The organism is Pedobacter humicola (genome assembly GCF_056490705.1).
The window spans coordinates 228,763-251,469 of record NZ_JBWJIG010000009.1; the positions used below are offsets into that span (position 1 = coordinate 228,763).

Here is a 22,707-nt window from a genome sequence, read left to right on the forward strand (position 1 = left end):
AAGTTTAGGATGTGATTAATTTTTGGGATAAGAATTTAATTACCAATTTACCCATTTCGGCTGTGCCTAAAACTTTAAATCGGTTTGTATTTTGGTCAGCAATATCATGTGTTCTAAAGCCTTCCTTAAGTACCTGGTCAACGGTATCAACCAGTAATTTAGCTTCTTCTTTTAATCCGAAACCAATTTCCAGCATTAAAGCCGCCGATAGGATAGAAGCCAGTGGGTTAGCCAAATCTTTGCCTGTAATATCGTGGGCAGAACCGTGGATCGGCTCAAAGAAACCTGTACTTTCGCCAACAGATGCGGAGGCGAGCATACCCATTGAACCTGCAATCTGCGAAGCCTCATCGGTTAAAATATCACCAAATAAGTTGGCGGTTAACACCACGTCGAATTTCTTTGGATTTTTAATCAGCTGCATGGCTGCATTATCGATAAACATGTGTTCAGTTTCTACATCAGGGTATTGTTTTGCAATTTCCTGAACCGTTTCGCGCCATAAGCGGGAACTTTCTAAAACATTTGCTTTATCTACTGAACACAATCTTTTGTTGCGTTGTTGTGCGGCCTGGTATGCTTTGTGGGCAATACGTTCTACTTCATAACGGTGATAAATCATCAGATCTGAAGCCGTATTTCTGTCTTCAGAGCGTATTTTCTCACCGAAGTACACATCTCCGGTTAATTCGCGGAAGAATAAAATGTCGGTACCTCTTAAAATTTCTGGTTTAATACTAGAGGCTTCAAGAAGTTCATCAAATAGTAATATTGGGCGGAGGTTGGCAAATAAACCCAATTCCTTACGGATTTTTAGCAAACCCTGCTCTGGTCTAACTTTTAAACTCGGGTCGTTATCGTATTTGGCATGACCGATTGCGCCAAAAAGGATAGCGTCGCTTTGTCTCGCTTTTTCTAAAGTTTCATCCGGCAAAGGCTCGCCAGTAACTTCAATGGCTGCATGGCCCATTAGAGCTTCATCAAACACAAATTCATGGCCAAAAATTTCGGCAATTTTTTCTAATGCTGCTTTTCCCCAAGTGGTTACTTCGGGTCCAATACCATCTCCAGGTATTACTAAAATGTTCTTCTTCATTGTACTAAACGTTTTCTAGTATAGTTTCGACGACTTTTACCTCGCCTTTTTCTAACAATATTCTTTTTTCTATGCAGGTTGGCAGCTGCGATTCAAAATGGCCAACATAAATTAAGGTCATTCCATTGCTGCACAGTTCATCAACCAATTGGTTAAAATGTTGTGTTTGCTGTTGGTCTAAACCTTGACAGGGTTCGTCCAGAATTAATAGTTCCGGGTTTTTTATAATCGTCCGCGCCAACAATACCAATCGTTGTTTACCAAGCGGAAGCGCGGTTAATAATTCATTTTTGTTTTCAGTTAATCCAAAATACTCCACAAGTTCATCAACCTGTGTGCTTTTGGTATAGGGCAACTGTTGAAACAAACCTACGGTATCGTAAAAGCCCGAAGCGATGCTTTGCCAAACGGTGGCCGTAGCATCGAAATACCAGTGAAACTCAGGCGATATTAAACCAATGTGCTGTTTAATATCCCATATACTTTCGCCGCTTCCACGTCTGTTGCCGAATAAATAAAGTTCGTTGGCATAAGATTGTGGATGGTCGCCGTTTACTAAACTCAGCAATGTTGATTTCCCTGATCCGTTATGCCCCTGTAAAAGCCATTTTTCTCCAGCCTTAACTTCCCAGTTGATATTTTTTAATACCTGTTTATCGCCATAACTGATGTTCACATCAATCATTTTAACAATATTTTGCGAACTGTAAACAGGCGGTTCTTTTAAGAATGCCGGAATTTCTTTTAAGCGGGGTTTGGTATTGGCAGATGTTTCTAAAGCATCTACTTTAACCAATTGTCCGTTTCTTATTTCAGCAAATGATGTTATACAGGTTGGTAATTCAGTATCGTTGCATATTAAAATCAACTGAGCACCTTCTTTTGCAATCTGATCCAATAAAATGTTTAAATTCTTACGGGATGCCGCATCTAAACCGGTATAAGGCTGATCGATGATCAATAACTGCGGTTTTAACCATAAGGCTTTTACCAGTTGCAGTTTTTTATGTTCGCCGCTGGATAATTCGATCAATTGTGAACTGGCAAATGTTGCAAAACCTAAAGCCTCCAAAATAGGTTCAACCTGATCGAAATGAAGGCCCTTTTCTTTGCCATAGCTAACCAATTCTGCATGAACAGTTAAAGTTTCTTTGGCCTGTTGGCTCGTGTACCGTTGTTGATAATAAAAATTGGCAACACCTTCTAAGTTTTTAAACTGGTACCAGCTTTCAACAAACAAGGTTTCGGCAGGTAATAAACTTTCGTTGTCAAAATAAATTTTCACCTCGCCGGGAACACTTAGTAAGCCAGCGATTCTTTTAGCCAACGAGGTTTTTCCGCTTCCACTAATTCCGCCCAATACCCAGTTTTCACTACGATTAATGGTCCAGTTCAAATCCCTTAGCACAGCTTTTTGCTGAAACTTTAAGTTTAAATTTTGGATGCTGACGAAACGCTCTGCCATGTGTTCTTTATTCTTTTACCACCTTATATGCCTAAGCAGATTAAGGTTTTCTTTAGTGTTTCTGCTTTGCCTTTCTACCCTCGGCCTTTTTCAAATTCTTCAATCAATTGTTTTTGGTTTAAGATGAAATCGATATCATCATAACCGTTTATCAAACACGATTTTTTGTATGGGTTGATCTCAAAAGATTCTTTAGCTCCGGTTTCTACAATCGTTACCGTTTGGTTTTCAAGATCAACTTCTAAAGCCGATTTTGGATTGTGATCAACTGCTTTGAAAATCTGTGCCAAAAACTCTTCACTCACCTGTATGGGTAATAAGCCATTGTTTAGCGCATTTCCTTTAAAGATATCGGCAAAGAAACTGCTGATTACCGCATCAAAGCCGGCATCCTGAATGGCCCATGCGGCATGTTCACGACTACTTCCACACCCAAAGTTTTTTCCTGCAACCAAAACCTGACCACTATAAGTTGGATTATTCATCACGAAATCAGCCTTTGGTTGGTTATCGTTTTCGTAACGCCAGTCGCGAAATAAATTTTCGCCAAAACCTTCACGGGTGGTTGCTTTTAGGAACCGAGCAGGGATGATCTGATCGGTATCGATATTTTCTATGTTTAATGGCACTACTGCCGATGTTAATTTTGTGAATTTTTTCATTTTTAATGATGATTACACAGATTTGAATGATTTCACCGGTTGGTGGTGATTTCAATGTTTTTTAATTATTTGCTGCAAAAACTACAAAATTGTAATACTGATAGTAGCAGTTTGCATTTTTCATTCCTGCGGCTTCCAGCCATGCTAATTGAGCGGATAAGGGAGCCATAATGTCGACCTTAATTCGCTCAAAGGCGCTTTGTTTTTCTTCCTGGGTTAAATCCGGGTGTTGTTGGACATGCTTTTTCCAATTTTCGGTATACACCTTTTCGGCTAAATCGGTATCCCCTAAAACCTGATCGGCATTGATAAACCAGCCACCCGCACGCAGCGTTTTTTTTATTTTACCAAAAAGTTGTTGTTTCAATTGATCTGGCAAATGATGAATGGCCAATCCCGAAACCACTAAATCATAATGGTTTTCCGGTAAATCAACGGTAGCAAAGTCCGCATTTAAAAAACTGATGTTTTCATTGCCATCAAAGCGCTCCTCTGCTTTTTTAAGCATATCTGCCGAAATATCAACCAGGGTTATTTTAGCATCAGGATATTTCTCCTGGAAAAAAGCACTCATTAATCCTGTCCCGGCTCCAACATCTAAAATGTTTTTTACAACAGAAACTTCTTCCGAAAGCGTTAAAGCAGTCCCATAGAAATCGTCAAAACAAGGGATGAGAAAGCGCCTTTGCCTATCATATTTTTCAGATACTGCATTAAACTGGTTTTGTATTTCTTGTAATGTTTCCATTTGTTTTTATTTAACCATTTATTGTTAAGCCTCTATTTCAATAAAATGCTCAACCGTTGGAAAAGGATCATAAAAATGATGTAATAACTTTTTCCAACCCTGGTATTCCGCCGATCCTCTAAAACCTTCGGTATGTGCCTCCAGTGTTTTCCAGTTTACTAGCAGGATGTATTTGTTTTCTACTTCCACACATTTTTGAAGCTGATGCGAAATGTAACCCTCCATTGTGGAAATGATTTTTTGTGCTTCGCTAAAAGCTTTTTCAAAATCGGCTGAAAATCCGGTTTTTACATTCAATATTGCGACTTCTAGAACCCTCAACTTTCTATCTTTTCTAATAAAGCCCTTACATCGGTAATTTTGCCGGTTACGGCTGCTGCTGCTGCGGTAAGCGGGCTGGCCAATAATGTACGGGCATTCTGTCCTTGTCTACCTTCAAAATTTCTGTTTGATGTGGATACACAATATTTGCCAGCCGGGATTTTATCTTCGTTCATCCCTAAACAGGCACTGCAACCCGGTTCGCGTAGCTGAAAACCAGCGGCTTCGAAAATCTTGTCTAAACCTTCGTTTTTAGCCTGTTGTTCTACTTGTTTCGACCCTGGAACAATCCAAACCGTCACATTGTCTGCTTTGCGTTTATCCTTTACAAAATCGGCAACTTCACGTAAATCTTCAATGCGTGAGTTGGTACAGCTTCCGATGAACACATAATCAACCGGTTTTCCGATCAACGACGAATCATCCTCAAAGCCCATATAATCTAATGCTTTCTGGTACGAAAGTTTTTCTTTTTCCGGTTGTGCACCAGTTGCCGGAATATGTTCCTGTATGCCCATGCCCATTCCCGGGTTTGTTCCATAGGTAATCATTGGAGCGATATCTGCGGCATCAAAGGTTAACACACTATCAAATTTGGCGTCAGCATCGCTATATAATGTTTTCCAGTAAGCCAAAGCTTTATCCCATTCTTCGCCTTTAGGAGCAAATTCTCTTCCTTTGATGTAATCGAAAGTGGTTTGGTCTGGTGCAATTAATCCACCACGTGCCCCCATTTCGATACTCATGTTACAGATGGTCATACGTGCCTCCATACTTAAAGCCTCGATTGCCGAACCTGCATACTCAATAAAATAACCTGTACCGCCAGCTGCAGAGATTTTGGCAATAATGTATAAGATAATGTCTTTTGCGCCAACACCCTGTCCAAGTTTACCATTTACCTCAATTTTCATGGTTTTAGGTTTCGATTGCAATAAACATTGCGTGGCGAAAACCTGCTCTACCTGCGAAGTTCCTATACCAAAAGCGATGGCGCCAAAAGCACCGTGGGTAGAGGTATGGCTATCTCCGCAAACCATTGTTTTACCGGGTAAGGTAATGCCGAGCTCTGGACCTATAACATGCACAATACCCTGGAAAGGATGCCCTAAGCCATAAAGTTCTACGCCGAATTCTGCGCAGTTCTTGGTTAGCATATCAACCTGATAGCGCGAAAGTTCCTCTTTAATTGGCAACAACTGGTTCAACGTAGGTACGTTATGATCGGCAGTGGCTACGGTTTGTTTCGGACGTAAAACAGGTAAGCCTCTTTTGCGCAAGCCATCAAATGCCTGCGGAGAAGTTACCTCGTGTATTAAGTGTGTATCAATGTATAAAATATCAGGAAATCCTTCTTCACTTTTGACAACGTGAGCATCCCAAATTTTTTCTACTAATGTTTTTGACATTTTAACCCCCTAGCCCCCTAAAGGGGGAATTTAAGTTTGTAATTATTGTTTTTTATATGACCTATCCAAAGCCCCCTCTCTTTTAGGAGAGGGGATTTAGGGTGAGGTTATGCTGTTTTAATTGCTTTCATTGCCGTCATTGCCTTACGCAATGTAGCGCCAATCTGCTCTACTTCGTGAGAGCGGATAGCCTCATTGATATCGATTAATTTTCTGTTATCAACTGCACCATCTTTACCTTCGTTAAAGTTTTTACCTACTAAATCGGTATCTACTTTTTTCATGAAATCGCCTAAAAGTGGTTTACAAGCCTGATCGAACAAGTAGCAACCATACTCAGCGGTATCAGAAATTACACGGTTCATTTCGAACAATTTCTTACGTGCAATGGTGTTGGCAATAAGTGGTGTTTCGTGTAACGATTCGTAGTAGGCCGATTCTGGTTTAATACCTGCCTGTACCATCGTTTCGAAGGCCAATTCAACACCCGCACGAACAAAAGCAACCATTAAAGTATAGTTATCAAAATATTCCTGCTCACCAATCTTCACATCTCCAGCCGGTGTTTTTTCGAAAGCAGTTTCGCCTGTTTCAGCTCTCCATTTTAGTAAATTTTTATCCCCATTTGCCCAATCTTCCATCATGGTACGACTAAATTCGCCACTCATAATATCGTCCTGGTGTTTTTGGAACAATGGGCGCATGATGTCTTTCAATTCTTCAGAAATTTCGAAAGCTTTGATTTTAGCAACATTGCTTAATCTGTCCATCATGGCAGTGATACCACCTTGTTTTAAGGCTTCGGTAATGACTTCAACACCGTATTGAACCAGTTTAGAAGCGTAACCTGCGTCGATTCCTTTTTCGACCATTTTATCGAAAGATAGGATAGAACCTGTTTGCAATAAACCACAAAGGATGGTTTGCTCGCCCATTAAATCTGATTTTACCTCAGCTACGAATGATGATTTTAATACACCTGCTCTATGGCCACCAGTACCCGCGCAATATGCTTTTGCCTGTGCCAATCCTTTTCCTTGCGGATCGTTTTCAGGGTGAACTGCAATTAAGGTTGGAACGCCGAAACCACGAACATATTCTGCTCTAACTTCACTGCCTGGGCATTTAGGTGCAACCATAATTACGGTTAAATCTTTACGGATCTGCATACCTTCTTCCACGATATTGAAACCGTGTGAATATAACAAAGTAGCACCTTCTTTCATTAAAGGCATAATTGCATTTACAACAGCGGTGTGTTGTTTATCAGGAGTAAGGTTAATTACTACATCTGCATTTGGAATCAACTCTTCGTAAGTACCTACTGTGAAATTATTTTCAGTTGCGTTTTTCCACGAATCGCGTTTACCTTCAATTGCTTCCTTACGTAAAGTGTAGCTTACATCTAAACCACTATCTCTTAAATTTAAACCTTGGTTTAAGCCTTGGGCGCCACAACCTACAATTACCAGTTTTTTGCCTTTTAATGCGCTAACCCCATCCAAAAATTCAGAACTGTCCATGAAGTCGCAAACACCTAATTGGTTTAATTTTTCTCTAAGAGGTAATGTGTTAAAATAATTTGCCATTGTTTTTTATTGGTTAATTTCTATTTAATTATCGGGTTATATATTCTTTTTTCCTTCGGTATGATTACACTGATTTTTACCTATCATCCATTTTCCATCTCACATCTTCCATTTTACATCAGTTTCCTGAGTGCCCATGCATAACCGTAATGTACGTTATCATGACCGATGGTCGTAATCAGTACTTCTTCTATGCTGTTTAATTGCGCACCATAAGTAGCGGTTGTAAAAGGAGTGATGTTCGAAAAATTTCCATTTGCATAGTCTTCTTTTATCTTTTCAATGCTCTCTAATGCGATGGCTTTCAATTCTGCTACTTCTTCTTCAGTTACCGTATAAGATGGTTTCGTATCCTTTTTATAATACTCGTTAAATTTTACCGAAGCCGCATTTTGCAATATACCGGTACGGACATAACAAAGTGTTTGTGTGCTCACTACAATATGCCCAAAATTCCAGATGATATTGTTGTTATAACCGTCAGGGATTTTATTCAATTCTTCGATTGTTAAACTATCGATTAACTGAATAAATGCCTTGCGTGAGTTGATTATAAATTCAAATACCTGGTTCATTTTGCTTTCTATCTAATTTGTGTTTTCGTCTTTAGTCTTTGAGCTTTCAGCCTGAATTAGTTCCTCATTAAAGGTAATCTTATTAAAGAACGGATCGTTTACGGTTACGGCCCATGTTCCATAAAAAGTTTTCTCCAAACCAGGTCTGTTGTATTTGTACTTTTTAGCTAATATTTCTTTATGAAATGCTTTTAAACCTGTACAATCAATATGAACATGTGCACCTGGTGAACTATCCCCGTGATGTTCGCTTAAATGCAACTCAATGCCGCCTAACGAAATCTGCATGTAAACCGGGGTGTTCTCTTCAAAAGTATGCTCCCAGTCTATTTTAAAGCCCAACCAGTCGATATAAAATTCAATTGCTTTATCGTAATCAAATATTCTTAAAATCGGTATTGCTTTATTACATTTCATATTTTTAATCTCCAGCCTATAAAGTGCTTTTCTCTCATTTATTTAAGTCCCTTCTGCTTTAGGAGAGGGGGCTTAAGGGAGAGGCCTACATCGTGAAAATCTTTTCGCCTTTTTCCAAGAACTCATTTTCTACCAATTCTTCACCTGGTTCAAAAGCCTCGAATTCTTTTAGTTTTTCGTGGAAACCAGCGCTATCTTTAATAATGGCTACCCTTGCCGAACGCACAAACTCAATTAGTTCGTAAGGCTCTAAAGCTTTTACAAGAGCGTCGGTTTCTTCGCGGTGGCCGGTTACTGCAAACACAGTGTAATCTTTACGGATCACCACGGCACTGGCACCGTATTGGCGTAATAAACGCTCAACGGTTACTTTCTCTGCAATTTCATCTGTAGAAACTTTGTAAAGCGCCAACTCCTGCCAGATAATTTCCTCGTTGGTATTGAAATATACCTTCAATACCTCAATTTGCTTTTCGATCTGACGGGCAAGCTTTCTCACTACTTCATATCCTTCGTGGATAACGATGTTGAAACGGTGTATCCCATCGATTTCTGACGGAGAAGTGTTCAAACTTTCGATGTTGATTTTTCTTTTAGAGAAAATAATCGCTATCCTGTTTAACAATCCGATGCGGTTTTCGGCATACACCGTAATGGTATATTCCTGTTTTCCTTCAAGATCAACCGTATCTTCTGTATATTTTATTTTATCTTCAGTACTCATGATAATTTCTTTTTTACCTTAAACCTTTCAACTTACTTCAATCTGATTTCGCTTACGCTCATTCCTTGTGGAACCATTGGGAAAACGTTATTTTCTCTACCAACCATTACTTCTAATAGGTAAGCACCTTTGTGGTTAATCATCGTTTCTAATGCGGTTTTTAGGTTTGCACGCGCATCAACTTTATTGGCCTCTATGTAGTAAGATTTTGCTAAGGCAACGAAATCAGGGCTGGTAATGTTCACAAACGAATAACGTTTGTCGTTAAATAACTGTTGCCATTGGCGAACCATACCTAAAAAGCGGTTGTTTAAAATCAAGATTTTTACTTCAGCACCAAACTGCATAATCGTTCCTAGTTCTTGTGGTGTCATCTGGAAACCACCATCACCGATAATGGCAATAACGGTTTTGTTAGGAGCGCCATATTTTGCACCAATAGCAGCCGGTAAGCCAAATCCCATTGTACCTAATCCGCCGGAGGTAATATTACTACGGGTATTGTTGAACTTCGCGTAACGGCAGGCAACCATTTGATGCTGACCTACATCGGTAACGATGATGGCTTCCCCTTCACAAATTTCATTGATATTACGCAATACTTCGCCCATGGTTATTTCATCGCCTTCAGGGTAAAGTTCTGCCGTAATCACCTGGTCTATTTCCTGTTGATTATATTCCTTGAAGACAGCCAACCAATCTTCATGTTTGTTTTCGTTAATCAAATTGGTTAATAGGGGTAGGGTTTCTTTACAATCACCCCAAACACCAACTTCTGCTTTAACATTTTTATCAATTTCAGCAGGATCGATATCCAGGTGAACTACTTTAGCCTGTTTGGCATATTTATCTAAACGGCCGGTTACGCGGTCATCAAAACGCATACCGATGGCAATAATAACATCTGCTTCGTTTGTCAATACATTCGGTCCATAATTACCATGCATGCCCAACATACCCACGTTTAATGGATGTGAAGTCGGAATTGCACCTTCGCCCATGATTGTCCATGCCGCAGGAATTCCACTTTTATCAAGAAAAGCCTTAAATTCTTCTTCGGCTTTTCCTAAAACAACGCCTTGACCAAATAATACAAATGGTTTTTTTGCTGAATTGATCAACTCAGCTGCTTGCTCAATATATTCGATCCTAACTTTTGGTTTTGAGCGATAACTACGGATGTGGCTACATTTTACATATTCAGGAAATTCCTCAATCTGTATCTGTGCATTTTTGGTGATGTCAATTAAAACAGGACCAGGTCTGCCACTTTTAGCAATGTAAAAAGCCTTGGCCAATACCTCCTGGATTTCTTTGGCATCAGTAACCTGATAGTTCCATTTGGTAACCGGAGTGGTAATGTTGATTACATCGGTTTCCTGAAAAGCATCCGTACCCAATAAGTGGGCGAAAACCTGTCCGGTGATACAAACCAATGGTGTACTGTCGATCTGTGCATCTGCTAAACCGGTAACCAGGTTGGTTGCACCTGGTCCGCTGGTTGCGAAAACAACACCAACCTCACCGCTTGCTCTGGCAAAGCCCTGAGCGGCATGGATACCACCTTGCTCATGGCGGACCAATATATGTTCTAATTTATCGGCATAATCGTAAAGAGCATCATAAATAGGCATGATTGCTCCACCTGGATAACCAAAAATAGTGGTAACACCTTCTTCAATTAATCCATTCAACAAAACCTGCGAGCCTGTTCCTTTGAATAAGGTTTTTGAGGTTTCTGCTTTCGCCTCGTTTTGTTGTATTGTTTCTTGTGCAGTTTCCATAGTTATGTTTTTGCGGTTCTATTATTTTTTGATTTTAAACCCAATTCTTTCTCTGTCGTTCCACTTGATTTGAGCAATTTTCTCATCTATTAAATTTTCCATTGCATCATAAAGTTCGTTGAGCTGAACATCGTGTTCGCCAATCCGTTCTTTAATTTCTGTTAACTGTTCATTAATACTGCTTTGTTTTAGCACAATTTTTCGAATGTCAACAAATGCTCTCATAATGGCGATATTCATATTAATCGCCTTGTCACTTTTTAAAACGCCACTTAACATGGCTATACCTTGCTCTGTAAAAGCGTAGGGCAATTTCCGGGTACCTCCCCAACTTGAAGTCACAAATTGTGACTTCAAGTTGATTTCACCTGTTGCCACAATTTGTGAAGAAGCATCTTGATTAGCATCTATCTGAAATTTTATATCTTCAAACTCTGCAGAAGTTAACTGAAACATAAAATCATCTGGAAAACGCTTGATGTTGCGTTTAACGGCTTGATTTAAAACCTTCGTTTCAACTTCATAAAGCGATGCCAGATTAAAGTCGAGCATTACTCTTTCTCCCCGGATTTCATAAATCCTATTCTGAATACTTTTAATTATTTGCATAATCTGTTTTTTAGTATCAATTCATCTGGGGATGATTTTTTTTATTTTTTTAATATTCGTCAGTTACGCAACCACTGGCTGCATCTGAAACTGTTTTAGCATATTTATATAAAACACCTTTTGTTACTTTTAAAGCTGGCTGAACATAGTTTTTTCTGCGTTCAGCAATCACTTCTTCACTGACCATTAAATTAATGGTGTTATTTACGGCATCAATTTCAATTGGGTCGTCATCTTGCACTAATCCAATTAAACCACCTTTGTAAGCTTCAGGAGTAATGTGCCCAACCACAAAACCATGTGTTCCTCCCGAAAAGCGACCGTCGGTAATCAATGCAATTGATTTACCTAAACCGGCACCGATAATTAGCGAGGTAGGCTTTAACATTTCTGGCATACCAGGTGCGCCAACCGGCCCTTCGTTCTTAATAACGACAACGTCACCCGGTTTAATTCTTCCCGAAGAAATTCCGGCAACTAAATCGCGCTCACCATCAAATACGCGTGCAGGACCTTCGAATTTTTCACCTTCTTTACCAGATATTTTGGCTACGGAACCTTTTTCGGCTAAGTTTCCGTAAAGGATTTGTAAGTGACCAGTTGCTTTAATTGGCTCACTTAATTTTTGAATGATTTTCTGATCGTAATCCATCACCGATTTTACATCAGCCAAATTCTCAGCTATGGTTTTTCCGGTAACGGTTAAGCAATCGCCATGTAATAAGCCCTCATTCAATAAATATTTCATTACCGCCGGGATACCACCATATTGGTGTAAATCCTGCATTAAGAATTTACCACTTGGTTTAAAATCCGCCAACACTGGTGTTTCATCGCTCATGCGCTGGAAATCATCTTGCGTAACTTCAACACCAATGGCTTTACCAATTGCAATAAAGTGTAATACGGCATTTGTACTTCCCCCTAAAATGATAATCGAACGAATGGCATTTTCAAATGCTTTTTTCGTCATAATATCAGATGGTTTGATGTCTTTTTCTAATAAAATCCTGATGTATTTACCAGCATCTAAGCATTCTTGTTTTTTCTCTTCACTAACTGCCGGATTTGAAGAAGAATAAGGCAAACTCATACCCAAGGCCTCAATTGCAGCAGCCATTGTGTTTGCGGTGTACATTCCGCCACAAGCACCCGCGCCCGGGCAGGTATGTTTTATAATGCCCTGGAAATCTTCTTCTGAAAGATTGCCACAGATTTTTTGACCCAATGCTTCGAATGCAGATACGATGTTCAGTTCTTCACCTTTGTAGTGTCCTGGTGCAATTGTACCACCATAAACCATAATCGAAGGACGGTCTAAACGTGCCATGGCCATAATGGCACCAGGCATATTTTTATCGCAACCCGGGATGGCAATTACGCCGTCGTAATATTGGCCACCGCAGATGGTTTCGATACTATCAGCAATCACATCACGGCTTACCAACGAATAACGCATGCCGTCTGTACCATTGCTCATCCCATCACTTACCCCAATGGTATTGAAAACCAAGCCCACTAAATCATTATTCCAGACCCCTTTTTTTACATCTTTTGCAAGATCGTTAAGGTGCATATTGCAGGTATTACCATCGTAACCCATACTTGCGATACCGACTTGCGCTTTTGCCATATCAGCATCAGTTAATCCGATTCCGTAAAGCATAGCTTGTGCTGCCGGTTGTGTTGGGTCTTGTGTAAATGTTTTACTGTACTTGTTTAATTCGCTCATTGTTTAAAATGTATATTCTGGTTCTGTTAGTTGTATAATTTTGAGGCAAAAAAAAACCGCCTCGTTTCGGAGGCGGTTTCGATGGGTATATTTTTAATATTATACGCAACGATTTCCACCTCCCGTTTGAGAAATGACAATAATTAGGTTGCTAATAATGTTTGTGTTTATATTCATGTCTTTGATGAATCACAAACATACTAACTATTTAAAAAATGCAAAGAACTATTTTAATATTATTTATTTTTTTACTCCGATTACAATCCCTGTTGCCCAAACCTGTTTGGTTAAGTGCAAATCCTCACGGGATTCTAAGTCTTTGATTAGTTTTTCCGCTTTATCCTGGTGGCCACCGGGCCAATTCGGTTGTGGCAACATGTCGTCAATGATGTAAAGTCCTCCATTGTTAAGCATGGATAAAGCTTCATCTAAAAGCAGGTATTTTCCATGCCAGGTATCGGCAAAAATGTAATCAAATTTTTTGTCTTTATTCTTTTCAAACCATTCTGCTCCATCGGTATCAACCAATGTTAAGCGTTCATCGCCACCAAGAAAAGTTGTGGCTATCGCTAAAAATTTAGCGTCGTTATCAATTGAAGTAAGGGTACTGGTCTGATCTAAACCATCCAATATCCAGGAGGTAGATAAACCGGTTCCGGTTCCAAGCTCCAAAAATTTGCCCGAAGGTTTGGTAGAAGCAAGGGTCCTGAGAAGAGAGCAGGTCAACACATCAGATGCCATATCAAATCCTGATGCTTTTGTTGCACTGTTGATTTGTTTATAGGCCTTCGGGAAACGTTGATTGATTTCTTCGGTCATCTGCTATTGGATGTTTTTTATTATTTAAATTTATTTCGGTTGATGGTTTTTTAGTGGATGTTCCCCGTTATATAATCACTTCGTAATTCACTTTTTCAAGCACCAAATTCTTATAGGCACGTTGTATGGTATAACCGATAGATTCTCTCCATAATGGACGGTAAACAATATCATCAATTGCGGCAATCCCAGCTATTTCAGTTGCAGTTCCGCACAAAAAAGCGCTGTCGGCATTTTTTAAATCTTCTATAGTTAACTTTTTCTCGATGCATTCTATATCCAGGACGCTACAAAGTTCTTTTACTGTTGCGCGCGTAATACCTGGTAAAATGTTCCCTAAAGATGGGGTATATAATCTGCCGTCCTTTTCAAGAAAGATGTTTGCACCAGATGCCTCGGCAACAAAACCATGCATATCTAAAAGCAAGGCTTCGTCATAACCCTTAATGTTTGCAGCGGTAGTGGCTAAGATAGAGTTGACGTAGTTTCCGCTCAATTTAGCCTCCATTGGGGTCGATTTTGGGTTTGGTCTTTCGTAATCTGAAACCGTTAAATTCAATAATTTGTTGCCTGAATAAGCATCCCATTCCCATGCACAGATTAGTATAGAAACACCGCTTGGCCCGTTCAATTTCATGTTTGGGTGACAAAATACCAATGGACGGATATAGGCATCTTTCAGCTTGTTTAACTGAAGTAATTTATAGGTTGCGGCAATTAATTCTTGTTTATCCCAAGGGAAAGGAATATTTGCCAATTGGCACGAACGCTCTAAGCGGTCGAAATGGGCGGCAGCTTTAAAAATCCGGTTGCCGTTGTGTGTTTTATAGGCTCTAATACCCTCGAAAGCAGCATAGCCATAATGTAACGACTGTCCATAAAGGTCAGTGCTGCTATTTACAGCCTTTTCAAACTGCCCATCAAGGTAAATAATCGTATTAGAATTATAGTATTTCATAATACTGTGTTTTGTTATTTAAAAAAAGCGTCCCGTTTGTATCGGGACGCTTTAGGTGTATTTAGTTTTTTAAATCTATTTAGACTGCGCCCGCTTATTACCCCATAAAATATTTAGGAGTAGGAGGTTAAGTAAAATGACTGGTAACAGCACTACATGGCCAACCACTTTTGTGGTAGTAAGGCTTGCAGATATGTTGTGCTGAGTTGTCATTATTATCTTATTGTTTATAAAAACCAATTTAGTTTTTGGTTCATTAATATGCAAGAGAAATCAGAAAAAAGTTAAATCAGAATATTGTTCTTGTATTTTTGCTTATAGCGGAATATTATTCTTAAAAGGAGTTCGATTAGTTATTTAATGCCGATAGCCGTAGACCAAATATCAAAACGGTATACGGTATGTTTATTATGCTTGCATTATAAATTTTCTAGTTTTCTGCCTAAAACGGATAAAAGCACTCTTAAAATTGAAAATCGAGGCGATATTTTGATGTTAAAATGCGAAGAATTATTGATGTTTTGTTTAGATATATTTAGATTATCGAATGCGTTTGATTGCTTATTAAAAATAGTTGTGTAATTTAATATTAGAAACCTTAGCTATGAAAATAATTTATATCCTTTCGATTCTTTTGGCCGTATTATTTAGTGCCTGTTCACCCTCGGATTCATCTAACCATCTCAAAATGGGTAACCAGACTGTTTTAACATCCGATTCCGTGAAGCTATCTGTTAAGGTGGCTGGTAAAGGTCCTGTTTGTATCTATTTGCATGGTGGCCCCGGTCAGGATTTTCTTTCCTTTGAAAAAATGGGGGGAGCAAGTTTAGAAAAATGCTTAACCATGGTTTACCTCGATCAAAGAGGATCGGGTTATTCGCAAAATGCAAAGAACTATAGTTTAGCGCGGGTTGTGCAGGATATTGAAGAGTTGCGGTTAAAATTGGGTGTAGAAAAAGTGTATTTACTCAGTCATTCGTTTGGTGGGGTTCTGGCGATTAATTATGCCTTAAAATATCCTGAACACTTAACCGGCATCATCATGGCCAATACAATTGCCCATTTTATGAACCCGGATCAGGTGAGCGAACAAATTGAATATGGGTACCGGTTATTGAAAAAGGATACCACTATACACGAAACTGACTTTAAAAAATTAATGAATAGTGCGGCCCTGGTTCGAAAAAAGTTAAGTGGAGTGCATCTTGGGTATAAGTATATAGCCAACGATATCAATACCATTGTTAAAATGGATAGTATTGAAAATTCTTACAAACGTACATTAGATTTCGGAATGACACTTTTTATGCCCTTAATGGATAGCACAAAGGTGCAGAAATACCCAGAGTATTTTAAGGACTACGCTTTACTTACGAGTGAGATTAAAGTACCGACCTTAGTCATAACAGGTAAGGGCGATCATGCTGTTGGGCCAGATTATTACAAAAATTACAAGTTTAAAAACCAAAAGGTGTTGCAGCTAGCGGGCTCGCATATGCTTTATTATGAAAATAATAAGGAGTTTACTGCTGCTGTATGTGGTTTTGTTAAATAGTTCCGACAAACAAAAAAGCCTCCGGATTTTAAATCGGGAGGCCTTCTAAAGGTTTGAATATTTTGTTTAAGCGATACCTTCAGCTAGAACCACAATTTTATTATGGATAGCTTCAACTACACCGCCTTTAATAAAAAAGCGTTGCTCATCAGCTTTATTTGCTTTTATAATAACTTCTCCATCTTCTAAAGTAGAGATGATAGGGGCATGGTCTTTTAAAATCTGGAAAGAACCTAAAGTACCAGGCACCGTAACTGCCGTTACTTCACCTTCGAAAACTTTTTTATCTGGAGTTAATATTTCTAAATTCATTTTGAATAGATTTGAGATGTGAGATATGAGATTCGAGACCAGGTCTCTCTCATATCTCATATCTAGTGTCGCACGTCTCTCTTAGTTCGCTTCTGCTAATAATTTTTTACCTTTTTCGATTGCATCTTCAATGCTACCAACTAAGTTAAATGCAGCTTCAGGATACTCATCGACTTCGCCATCCATGATCATGTTAAATCCTTTGATGGTATCTTTAATATCAACCAATACACCTTTTAAGCCTGTAAACTGCTCAGCTACGTGGAAAGGTTGTGATAAGAAACGTTGAACACGACGCGCTCTTGATACCACTAATTTATCTTCCTCAGATAATTCGTCCATACCTAAAATCGCGATGATATCCTGTAATTCTTTATAACGTTGTAAAGTTTCTTTAACACGTTGTGCAGTGTTATAGTGCTCATCACCTAAAACGGCAGGAGAAAGGATACGTGAAGTAGAATCCAATGGATCTACCGCAGGATAAATACCTAGCTCAGCAATTTTACGTGAAAGTACCGTTGTAGCATCTAAGTGGGCAAAAGTTGTTGCCGGAGCAGGGTCAGTTAAATCATCCGCTGGTACATATACCGCTTGTACTGATGTAATTGATCCACGTTTTGTTGACGTAATACGTTCCTGCATCAAACCCATCTCAGTTGCCAATGTTGGTTGGTAACCTACCGCTGATGGCATACGGCCTAATAAAGCCGATACCTCAGAACCTGCCTGAGTAAAACGGAAGATATTATCCACGAAGAAAAGGATATCTTTTCCAGCACCTTCGCCATCACCATCACGGAAATATTCTGCAACTGTTAATCCTGATAATGCTACACGTGCACGTGCACCAGGAGGCTCGTTCATTTGTCCGAAAACCAATGTTGCTTTAGATTCTTTTAATTTTTCAGTATCAACTGCTTTCAAATCCCATCCACCTTTTTCCATTGAGTGTAAGAATTCGTCTCCATAGTTGATTACGCCTGATTCGATAAATTCACGAAGTAAATCGTTACCCTCACGAGTACGCTCACCAACACCTGCGAATACTGATAAACCAGCATAAGCTTTAGCGATGTTGTTTACCAACTCCATAATTAATACCGTTTTACCTACACCAGCACCACCGAACAAACCAATTTTACCACCTTTTGCATAAGGCTCTAATAAATCGATTACTTTAATACCTGTGAAAAGTACCTCAGTTTCAGTAGACAGATCTTCAAACTTAGGAGGAGTTGCGTGGATAGGGCGACCGTCTGTTTTATCAACAGCAGTAATACCGTCAATCGCTTCACCAACTACATTAAATAAACGACCTTTAATCTGGTCGCCTACTGGCATTTTAATTGCTGAACCAGTATCAAGAACCTTCATTCCACGAACTAAACCGTCTGTAGAGTCCATCGAGATTGCACGAACGCGATCTTCACCTAAGTGCTGTTGAACTTCTAAAACAATTTTTTGTCCATTTTCTTTCGTTATCTCTAACGCATCAAAAATTTTAGGTAGATGGGCATCATCAGCAAAGCTAACGTCAACCACTGGGCCGATAATTTGTGCTATTTTTCCTAAGTTAGGCATATCTGTTGTGAGTAAATTTATTACAATCAATGAATTAAAGCTGTTTGTAGGGGCTTCAATTCGGTTGGCAAAGTTAAGTTATTCCAACTGAATTTTAAATATATATTATAAATTTTTTCAACATGATTTTTATCGATAATTTAGAGGCATAAATGAGGGATATGAAAACCATTTTAACAACGGGCAGTAATGGCCTTTTAGGGCAGAAATTAACGGAGAAAGTTCTTGCAGAAGGAAGAGTAAGGCTGGTTGCCACGTCTAAAGGAATTAACCGCTATCCCGCTAATGAAGGGTACGAATATGCGGAAATGGATATCCTAAATGCTGCGCAGATTAGAGCGGTTATCGAAAAGTATCAGCCAGAGGCGATCATTCATACAGCAGCAATGACGAATGTTGATACCTGTGAGGCAAATAAAGAGCTTTGCCGTCAGTTAAATGTAGATGCAGTTCGTACCCTATTATCAATATGTGAAGAAAAAAATATTCAGCTCGTCCATTTAAGTACCGATTTTGTTTTTGATGGTGCAGATGGGCCATATAAAGAAGAGGATGCTGTTAATCCGGTAAGTTATTATGGCGAATCGAAAGTGTTGGCTGAAGAACTGTTGAAAAACTCGAAAACAAATTGGGCGATATTGAGAACAATACTGGTTTATGGAATCACGAATGATATGAGCAGGAGCAATATTGTGCTGTGGGCCAAAGGTGCATTAGAAAAAACATCACCCATTAATGTAGTAAATGATCAATGGCGCATGCCAACTTTAGCCGAAGATCTGGCAGAAGCCTGTTTGCTGGCTGTTGAAAAAAATGCAAGGGGAATTTACCATGTATCTGGTAAAGATTACATGAGTATTGCAGCTTTAGTGCGAAAAGTTGCCGATTATTGGTCGCTTGACCAATCCTTTATTAACGAGATTAGCTCAATAAGTTTAAACCAGACAGCTAAACGGCCAGTTAAAACGGGTTTTGTGTTGGATAAAGCGATAAAAGATTTGGGTTACAATCCTCATCGTTTTGAAGAGGGGCTGGCGATTTTAGATCAACAAATGAAAAGACAGTCTTGAGTTGGTAGTGCTAAGTCGTGGGGATCCAAAGCAATTGAAAAATAAAAAACATTTAACAATATATATATTCAAAAAAAAAAATCCATGGCATTACAAGTTGGCGATACCGCCCCCGATTTTAAATTATACAGTTCTGATCTTGCAGAGATTTCACTTTCTGCTTTCAAAGGCAAAAAAGTCATCATTCACTTTTTCCCGATGGCTTTTACCGGAACCTGTACCGAACAGTTATGTGCCATGAGGGATAACTTTAGCTACTATGAAGGAATAAACGCTCAGGTAATCGGTATTTCTGTTGATTCTCCCTTTTCATTGGGAAAGTTTAAAGAAGTACAAAGTTACCAGTTCCCGTTATTATCTGATTTTAACAAAGAAGTATCGGCTGCTTACGGTGCTATTTATGAAGAATTTGCGTTCGGAATGAAGGGTGTTTCGAAAAGAGCGGCTTTTGTAATCGATGAAGAAGGAAAAGTTGCTTATGCAGAAGTTTTAGAAGATGCGAAAGACTTGCCTGATTTTAAAGCAATTAACGATGCATTAAGCGCGTAAAGGATACATTGCAAAAGATAATTTTGATATTTTTTTAAAATTTAATTGGAAATTAAAATATCAAATTATACCTTTGCAGTCCGTTAACGATACGGAAACGCATTTGTAGCTCAATTGGATAGAGCATCTCACTACGGATGAGAAGGTTTGGGGTTCGAATCCCTACAAGTGCACTGTAGAAATAGGGAATTTCAGTGATGAGATTCCCTATTTTTTTTGTTTATATGTCTGGTATTCTGATTCTTACGGTTTTCTCAAATTTGCTGATTTTTAAAGTCTAAAATTTCAGTTTTTTTGGTTTTTTTGAGATTTATTTTCGCTTAAATAGCTGATATATAGTTGTTTATTTATTTTTTCTGGGGTTGGAATTCTCAAAAGGGTTCGAATTACCGGAAGGGTGGGTTAAAGGGAGTCGAACCAGCAACTTTAACGCTGCTAGAACAAGCAAAAATTTGATAAAAACAGCTAAAAATTACCAATATATGGATCTAAATGGAGCAGTTGAATTAGGTTAAGATTGCGATATTTCTGTGGAATAATACAAACATATTCATCAATATAGTTCATTGATTAAGCTTTTCGGGAGGATTTCTTTTATTTCAGTGATTCGTCTCTAGTAGAGTATTCTTTATATTTAGCTACAAATGATGAGTTCTGCAAACCTCTCTAGGAAAAGTATGATATTTTGAGCGTTCGTAGACTGTCTCGTCCTGCTATAGCTTGTCATTAAAAACAAAAAAATGGCGACAAAAAGCAAAGACAAAACAAAAATTTCAAGCAGAAAACCCTGGGGTCGATTAAGTGATGTTGTTAAAGAAAAAATCGTTGAAGAAGTTGCATCGGGTATGCTCAGTCGGCGAGCAGCTGGCCGTAAATACGGTTTACCGACAAGTACTATAGGACTTTGGATTGAGAAGCGTAATTTAGCTATCTTGCTACAAGCTAAGCCTTCAAATGTACTGTCAGCGATGGACGAAAACCAGGAAACGAAACTTCTTAAGAAAAAGATTGATGAGCTGACTAAGGCACTAGCCGACGCTCAACTGAAGAATGTTGGATTAGAGACCATGATTGAGGTTGCCGAAAGCGAACTTAAGATCAACATCAGAAAAAAGCGTGGTACCAAACGGTCTTAAGAATGCGGCAAAAACAACCGGAAAGATCTCTGGTTGAACTTTGTGCACTGTTTGGTGTGAGTCGCCAGGCTTATTATCTGGCACAGAAAACAGCACATAAGACTGATATTTCCCATATGGTGGTATTGGGCCTGGTGTCTGAATTCCGTTCGGAAGTTCCACTTTTAGGGACACGGAAACTTCTTCATATGCTTTCTCCGGAGATGGGAAAGCACAATATAAAAATGGGGCGGGACCAGCTTTATGATCTTTTGAGGTTTCATGGGCTATTGATACGCAGGAGGAAACGGTCTATCAGGACTACTGACTCCAATCATGCCTTAAAAAGGTATCCTAACCTGATAAAACACATGTTGCTTTCTGCCCCTGAACAGCTATGGGTGAGCGATATTACCTACATCCGGACCCAGTTGGGCTTTAGTTACTTAAGTTTAATTACTGATGCTTACTCCAGGAAAATTGTAGGATTCGCGCTCCATCCGAACCTTGAGGCCCCTGGTTGCATCAGCGCTTTGGAGATGGCCATCGCTGGAAGAAAAAAAGACTCACCCTTTATTCTGGTTCATCATTCGGATCGGGGGATACAATATTGTTCTAAAAGCTATACTGAGCTTCTAAATTGGGGTAAGATCGCAATCAGCATGACCGAAAGCGGTAGTCCGTACGATAATGCTTTAGCCGAACGTGTTAACGGAATAGTAAAGAATGAGTTTTTTCCAAAAAGAATATATCGTGATCATAATGAAGCTAAAAAGAGCATTGAAATCATCATCAAAAACTACAATGAAAAAAGACCGCATGGCAGTCTGGACTATCTTACGCCTAGCAAAGCACATGATATGAGCGGGGAAATAAAAAAACGTTGGAAGCATTATCCTTACAAGAAAAAGGATATAGAAAAAGATCAAACGGAGACTGTTTGACTCAAACGAATAAAAATAAATAGGCTTTTCTTTTAATAATAAATTACGAATTGTACACTTGTAAAGTAATATCAGAATTACCAGAAATGAGATGTAAACTTATTCCAGTATTACCACCTAGAAAATGTAAACTTATTCTAGTATTATAATTCAAAAACGACAAGTAAATTCAGGACGGTACAGACTCAATGTTTCGGTTGGGGATTATCCAAAAAGTGGCCACCGTTTTTTACCCAAAGTGGCCACTTTCTTTTCAGCTAAAGTGGCCAGTATATACCGGTAAAAGTGTGCACTTGACTGATTTATAGCCGTTTTAAGCCTGCTATTATTGACTTCAATCTTGGTGATCCCTTTAGTGTTTTCACTGGCACAGTGTGCTTAAAAACCCCTTTAAAAGCGAAGATGTTTGCTTGAGTATATCAAGTTCTGCTCGGTGGACCTCACAGCAAAGAATTTATGCGCTTAAGGGCTCAACAGACCAGGCATAGTCAGCTAAAAATGGTTTCAAGCTTAAGCCTGGACGCATCTGGTTTCTGAAGTGCCAGCTCAGCGTTACTGTAAAATTTGGGAGAGAAGATTATATTTGACCTCCTTTAAGCTACTTGACTCAAACCCCAGAGGCAAAAAGTCGGCTGCACACTTTGGAATAAAACGGAGTGGATACTATTGC

General features: G+C 39.0%; 22 protein-coding genes and 1 tRNA gene. 6 read left to right on the top strand and 17 right to left on the bottom strand.

Annotated features, from left to right (window positions below; genetic code table 11):
* Window positions 1-4 precede the first annotated feature (4 nt).
* From leuB to ilvE, 15 genes are all read right to left on the bottom strand, one after another.
* Window positions 5-1,096 carry a 3-isopropylmalate dehydrogenase gene (leuB, locus tag AC04Q1_RS15750; protein WP_478365538.1) on the bottom strand — a complete coding sequence of 364 codons (1,092 nt, stop codon included), beginning with the start codon at window positions 1,094-1,096 and terminating at the stop codon, window positions 5-7.
* Window positions 1,097-1,100: 4 nt separating this feature from the next.
* Window positions 1,101-2,561 carry an ATP-binding cassette domain-containing protein gene (locus tag AC04Q1_RS15755; RefSeq protein WP_478365539.1) on the bottom strand — a complete coding sequence of 487 codons (1,461 nt, stop codon included), beginning with the start codon at window positions 2,559-2,561 and terminating at the stop codon, window positions 1,101-1,103.
* A 74-nt stretch (window positions 2,562-2,635) separates the two neighbouring features.
* Window positions 2,636-3,223, bottom strand: a complete 588-nt coding sequence (leuD, locus tag AC04Q1_RS15760; protein WP_478365540.1) for a 3-isopropylmalate dehydratase small subunit — start codon at window positions 3,221-3,223, stop codon at window positions 2,636-2,638.
* A gap of 61 nt (window positions 3,224-3,284) precedes the next feature.
* Window positions 3,285-3,971 carry a class I SAM-dependent methyltransferase gene (locus AC04Q1_RS15765; protein ID WP_478365541.1) on the bottom strand — a complete coding sequence of 229 codons (687 nt, stop codon included), beginning with the start codon at window positions 3,969-3,971 and terminating at the stop codon, window positions 3,285-3,287.
* 24 nt (window positions 3,972-3,995) lie between these two features.
* A complete protein-coding gene (locus AC04Q1_RS15770; protein WP_478365542.1) occupies window positions 3,996-4,268 on the bottom strand; it encodes an antibiotic biosynthesis monooxygenase family protein in 273 nt (90 codons plus the stop codon).
* A 20-nt stretch (window positions 4,269-4,288) separates the two neighbouring features.
* The gene (gene leuC / locus AC04Q1_RS15775) at window positions 4,289-5,701 is read right to left on the bottom strand and encodes a 3-isopropylmalate dehydratase large subunit (protein ID WP_478365543.1); all 1,413 of its coding nucleotides are present in this window, start codon (window positions 5,699-5,701) and stop codon (window positions 4,289-4,291) included.
* A 107-nt stretch (window positions 5,702-5,808) separates the two neighbouring features.
* Window positions 5,809-7,290: a ketol-acid reductoisomerase gene (gene ilvC / locus AC04Q1_RS15780; RefSeq protein ID WP_215125560.1), complete on the bottom strand. Its 1,482-nt coding sequence runs from the start codon at window positions 7,288-7,290 to the stop codon at window positions 5,809-5,811.
* A 113-nt stretch (window positions 7,291-7,403) separates the two neighbouring features.
* A complete protein-coding gene (locus AC04Q1_RS15785) occupies window positions 7,404-7,865 on the bottom strand; it encodes a DinB family protein (RefSeq protein WP_478365544.1) in 462 nt (153 codons plus the stop codon).
* Window positions 7,866-7,877: 12 nt separating this feature from the next.
* Entirely contained in the window at window positions 7,878-8,282 is a 405-nt protein-coding gene (locus AC04Q1_RS15790; protein WP_478365545.1) for a glyoxalase superfamily protein, read from the bottom strand.
* Between the two features lie 85 nt (window positions 8,283-8,367).
* The gene (gene ilvN, locus AC04Q1_RS15795; protein ID WP_478365546.1) at window positions 8,368-9,006 is read right to left on the bottom strand and encodes an acetolactate synthase small subunit; all 639 of its coding nucleotides are present in this window, start codon (window positions 9,004-9,006) and stop codon (window positions 8,368-8,370) included.
* A 32-nt stretch (window positions 9,007-9,038) separates the two neighbouring features.
* Complete coding sequence (gene ilvB, locus AC04Q1_RS15800; protein ID WP_478365547.1) at window positions 9,039-10,790, bottom strand: biosynthetic-type acetolactate synthase large subunit; 1,752 nt, start codon at window positions 10,788-10,790, stop codon at window positions 9,039-9,041.
* A 21-nt stretch (window positions 10,791-10,811) separates the two neighbouring features.
* A complete protein-coding gene (locus tag AC04Q1_RS15805) occupies window positions 10,812-11,399 on the bottom strand; it encodes an ORF6N domain-containing protein (protein WP_478365548.1) in 588 nt (195 codons plus the stop codon).
* A gap of 49 nt (window positions 11,400-11,448) precedes the next feature.
* Complete coding sequence (gene ilvD / locus AC04Q1_RS15810; RefSeq protein ID WP_478365549.1) at window positions 11,449-13,131, bottom strand: dihydroxy-acid dehydratase; 1,683 nt, start codon at window positions 13,129-13,131, stop codon at window positions 11,449-11,451.
* A 240-nt stretch (window positions 13,132-13,371) separates the two neighbouring features.
* Window positions 13,372-13,950 carry an O-methyltransferase gene (locus AC04Q1_RS15815; RefSeq protein ID WP_478365550.1) on the bottom strand — a complete coding sequence of 193 codons (579 nt, stop codon included), beginning with the start codon at window positions 13,948-13,950 and terminating at the stop codon, window positions 13,372-13,374.
* A 67-nt stretch (window positions 13,951-14,017) separates the two neighbouring features.
* On the bottom strand, window positions 14,018-14,908 hold the full coding sequence (ilvE, locus tag AC04Q1_RS15820) for a branched-chain-amino-acid transaminase (protein WP_478365551.1): 891 nt from the start codon (window positions 14,906-14,908) through the stop codon (window positions 14,018-14,020).
* Window positions 14,909-15,512: 604 nt separating this feature from the next.
* Here ilvE and AC04Q1_RS15825 point away from each other — a divergent pair.
* Complete coding sequence (locus tag AC04Q1_RS15825; protein ID WP_478365552.1) at window positions 15,513-16,463, top strand: alpha/beta fold hydrolase; 951 nt, start codon at window positions 15,513-15,515, stop codon at window positions 16,461-16,463.
* Between the two features lie 66 nt (window positions 16,464-16,529).
* On the opposite strand, the gene atpC is transcribed toward AC04Q1_RS15825, so the two are convergent.
* The gene (gene atpC, locus AC04Q1_RS15830) at window positions 16,530-16,775 is read right to left on the bottom strand and encodes an ATP synthase F1 subunit epsilon (RefSeq protein WP_055912620.1); all 246 of its coding nucleotides are present in this window, start codon (window positions 16,773-16,775) and stop codon (window positions 16,530-16,532) included.
* Window positions 16,776-16,856: 81 nt separating this feature from the next.
* Window positions 16,857-18,359 (bottom strand): F0F1 ATP synthase subunit beta, encoded by a 1,503-nt coding sequence (gene atpD, locus AC04Q1_RS15835; RefSeq protein ID WP_116251722.1) that lies wholly within the window; start codon window positions 18,357-18,359, stop codon window positions 16,857-16,859.
* A gap of 161 nt (window positions 18,360-18,520) precedes the next feature.
* On the opposite strand from atpD, the gene AC04Q1_RS15840 reads away from it, so the two are divergent.
* The 5 genes from AC04Q1_RS15840 (at window position 18,521) to AC04Q1_RS15860 (ending at window position 22,037) form a co-directional block, all read left to right on the top strand.
* Window positions 18,521-19,429, top strand: a complete 909-nt coding sequence (locus AC04Q1_RS15840; protein WP_478365553.1) for an SDR family oxidoreductase — start codon at window positions 18,521-18,523, stop codon at window positions 19,427-19,429.
* Window positions 19,430-19,513: 84 nt separating this feature from the next.
* Window positions 19,514-19,978: a redoxin domain-containing protein gene (locus AC04Q1_RS15845; protein WP_478365554.1), complete on the top strand. Its 465-nt coding sequence runs from the start codon at window positions 19,514-19,516 to the stop codon at window positions 19,976-19,978.
* Between the two features lie 99 nt (window positions 19,979-20,077).
* Window positions 20,078-20,151, top strand: a tRNA-Arg gene (locus AC04Q1_RS15850).
* Window positions 20,152-20,718: 567 nt separating this feature from the next.
* Entirely contained in the window at window positions 20,719-21,114 is a 396-nt protein-coding gene (locus AC04Q1_RS15855; RefSeq protein ID WP_478365555.1) for a transposase, read from the top strand.
* Window positions 21,115-21,116: 2 nt separating this feature from the next.
* Window positions 21,117-22,037, top strand: a complete 921-nt coding sequence (locus AC04Q1_RS15860; RefSeq protein WP_478365556.1) for an IS3 family transposase — start codon at window positions 21,117-21,119, stop codon at window positions 22,035-22,037.
* Window positions 22,038-22,707 lie beyond the last annotated feature (670 nt).

What these genes read in the sequence shown, in the direction of transcription:
- AC04Q1_RS15840 (WP_478365553.1), top strand. Translation starts at nt 18,521, where the DNA reads ATGAAAACCATTTTAACAACGGGCAGTAATGGCCTTTTAGGGCAGAAA.
- AC04Q1_RS15790 (WP_478365545.1), bottom strand. Translation starts at nt 8,282, where the DNA reads ATGAAATGTAATAAAGCAATACCGATTTTAAGAATATTTGATTACGAT.
- AC04Q1_RS15765 (WP_478365541.1), bottom strand. Translation starts at nt 3,971, where the DNA reads ATGGAAACATTACAAGAAATACAAAACCAGTTTAATGCAGTATCTGAA.
- AC04Q1_RS15825 (WP_478365552.1), top strand. Translation starts at nt 15,513, where the DNA reads ATGAAAATAATTTATATCCTTTCGATTCTTTTGGCCGTATTATTTAGT.
- leuD (WP_478365540.1), bottom strand. Translation starts at nt 3,223, where the DNA reads ATGAAAAAATTCACAAAATTAACATCGGCAGTAGTGCCATTAAACATA.
- atpD (WP_116251722.1), bottom strand. Translation starts at nt 18,359, where the DNA reads ATGCCTAACTTAGGAAAAATAGCACAAATTATCGGCCCAGTGGTTGAC.
- ilvB (WP_478365547.1), bottom strand. Translation starts at nt 10,790, where the DNA reads ATGGAAACTGCACAAGAAACAATACAACAAAACGAGGCGAAAGCAGAA.
- leuC (WP_478365543.1), bottom strand. Translation starts at nt 5,701, where the DNA reads ATGTCAAAAACATTAGTAGAAAAAATTTGGGATGCTCACGTTGTCAAA.
- AC04Q1_RS15855 (WP_478365555.1), top strand. Translation starts at nt 20,719, where the DNA reads ATGGCGACAAAAAGCAAAGACAAAACAAAAATTTCAAGCAGAAAACCC.
- ilvE (WP_478365551.1), bottom strand. Translation starts at nt 14,908, where the DNA reads ATGAAATACTATAATTCTAATACGATTATTTACCTTGATGGGCAGTTT.
- atpC (WP_055912620.1), bottom strand. Translation starts at nt 16,775, where the DNA reads ATGAATTTAGAAATATTAACTCCAGATAAAAAAGTTTTCGAAGGTGAA.
- leuB (WP_478365538.1), bottom strand. Translation starts at nt 1,096, where the DNA reads ATGAAGAAGAACATTTTAGTAATACCTGGAGATGGTATTGGACCCGAA.
- AC04Q1_RS15755 (WP_478365539.1), bottom strand. Translation starts at nt 2,561, where the DNA reads ATGGCAGAGCGTTTCGTCAGCATCCAAAATTTAAACTTAAAGTTTCAG.
- AC04Q1_RS15860 (WP_478365556.1), top strand. Translation starts at nt 21,117, where the DNA reads ATGCGGCAAAAACAACCGGAAAGATCTCTGGTTGAACTTTGTGCACTG.
- AC04Q1_RS15845 (WP_478365554.1), top strand. Translation starts at nt 19,514, where the DNA reads ATGGCATTACAAGTTGGCGATACCGCCCCCGATTTTAAATTATACAGT.
- ilvN (WP_478365546.1), bottom strand. Translation starts at nt 9,006, where the DNA reads ATGAGTACTGAAGATAAAATAAAATATACAGAAGATACGGTTGATCTT.
- AC04Q1_RS15805 (WP_478365548.1), bottom strand. Translation starts at nt 11,399, where the DNA reads ATGCAAATAATTAAAAGTATTCAGAATAGGATTTATGAAATCCGGGGA.
- AC04Q1_RS15785 (WP_478365544.1), bottom strand. Translation starts at nt 7,865, where the DNA reads ATGAACCAGGTATTTGAATTTATAATCAACTCACGCAAGGCATTTATT.
- ilvD (WP_478365549.1), bottom strand. Translation starts at nt 13,131, where the DNA reads ATGAGCGAATTAAACAAGTACAGTAAAACATTTACACAAGACCCAACA.
- AC04Q1_RS15815 (WP_478365550.1), bottom strand. Translation starts at nt 13,950, where the DNA reads ATGACCGAAGAAATCAATCAACGTTTCCCGAAGGCCTATAAACAAATC.
- ilvC (WP_215125560.1), bottom strand. Translation starts at nt 7,290, where the DNA reads ATGGCAAATTATTTTAACACATTACCTCTTAGAGAAAAATTAAACCAA.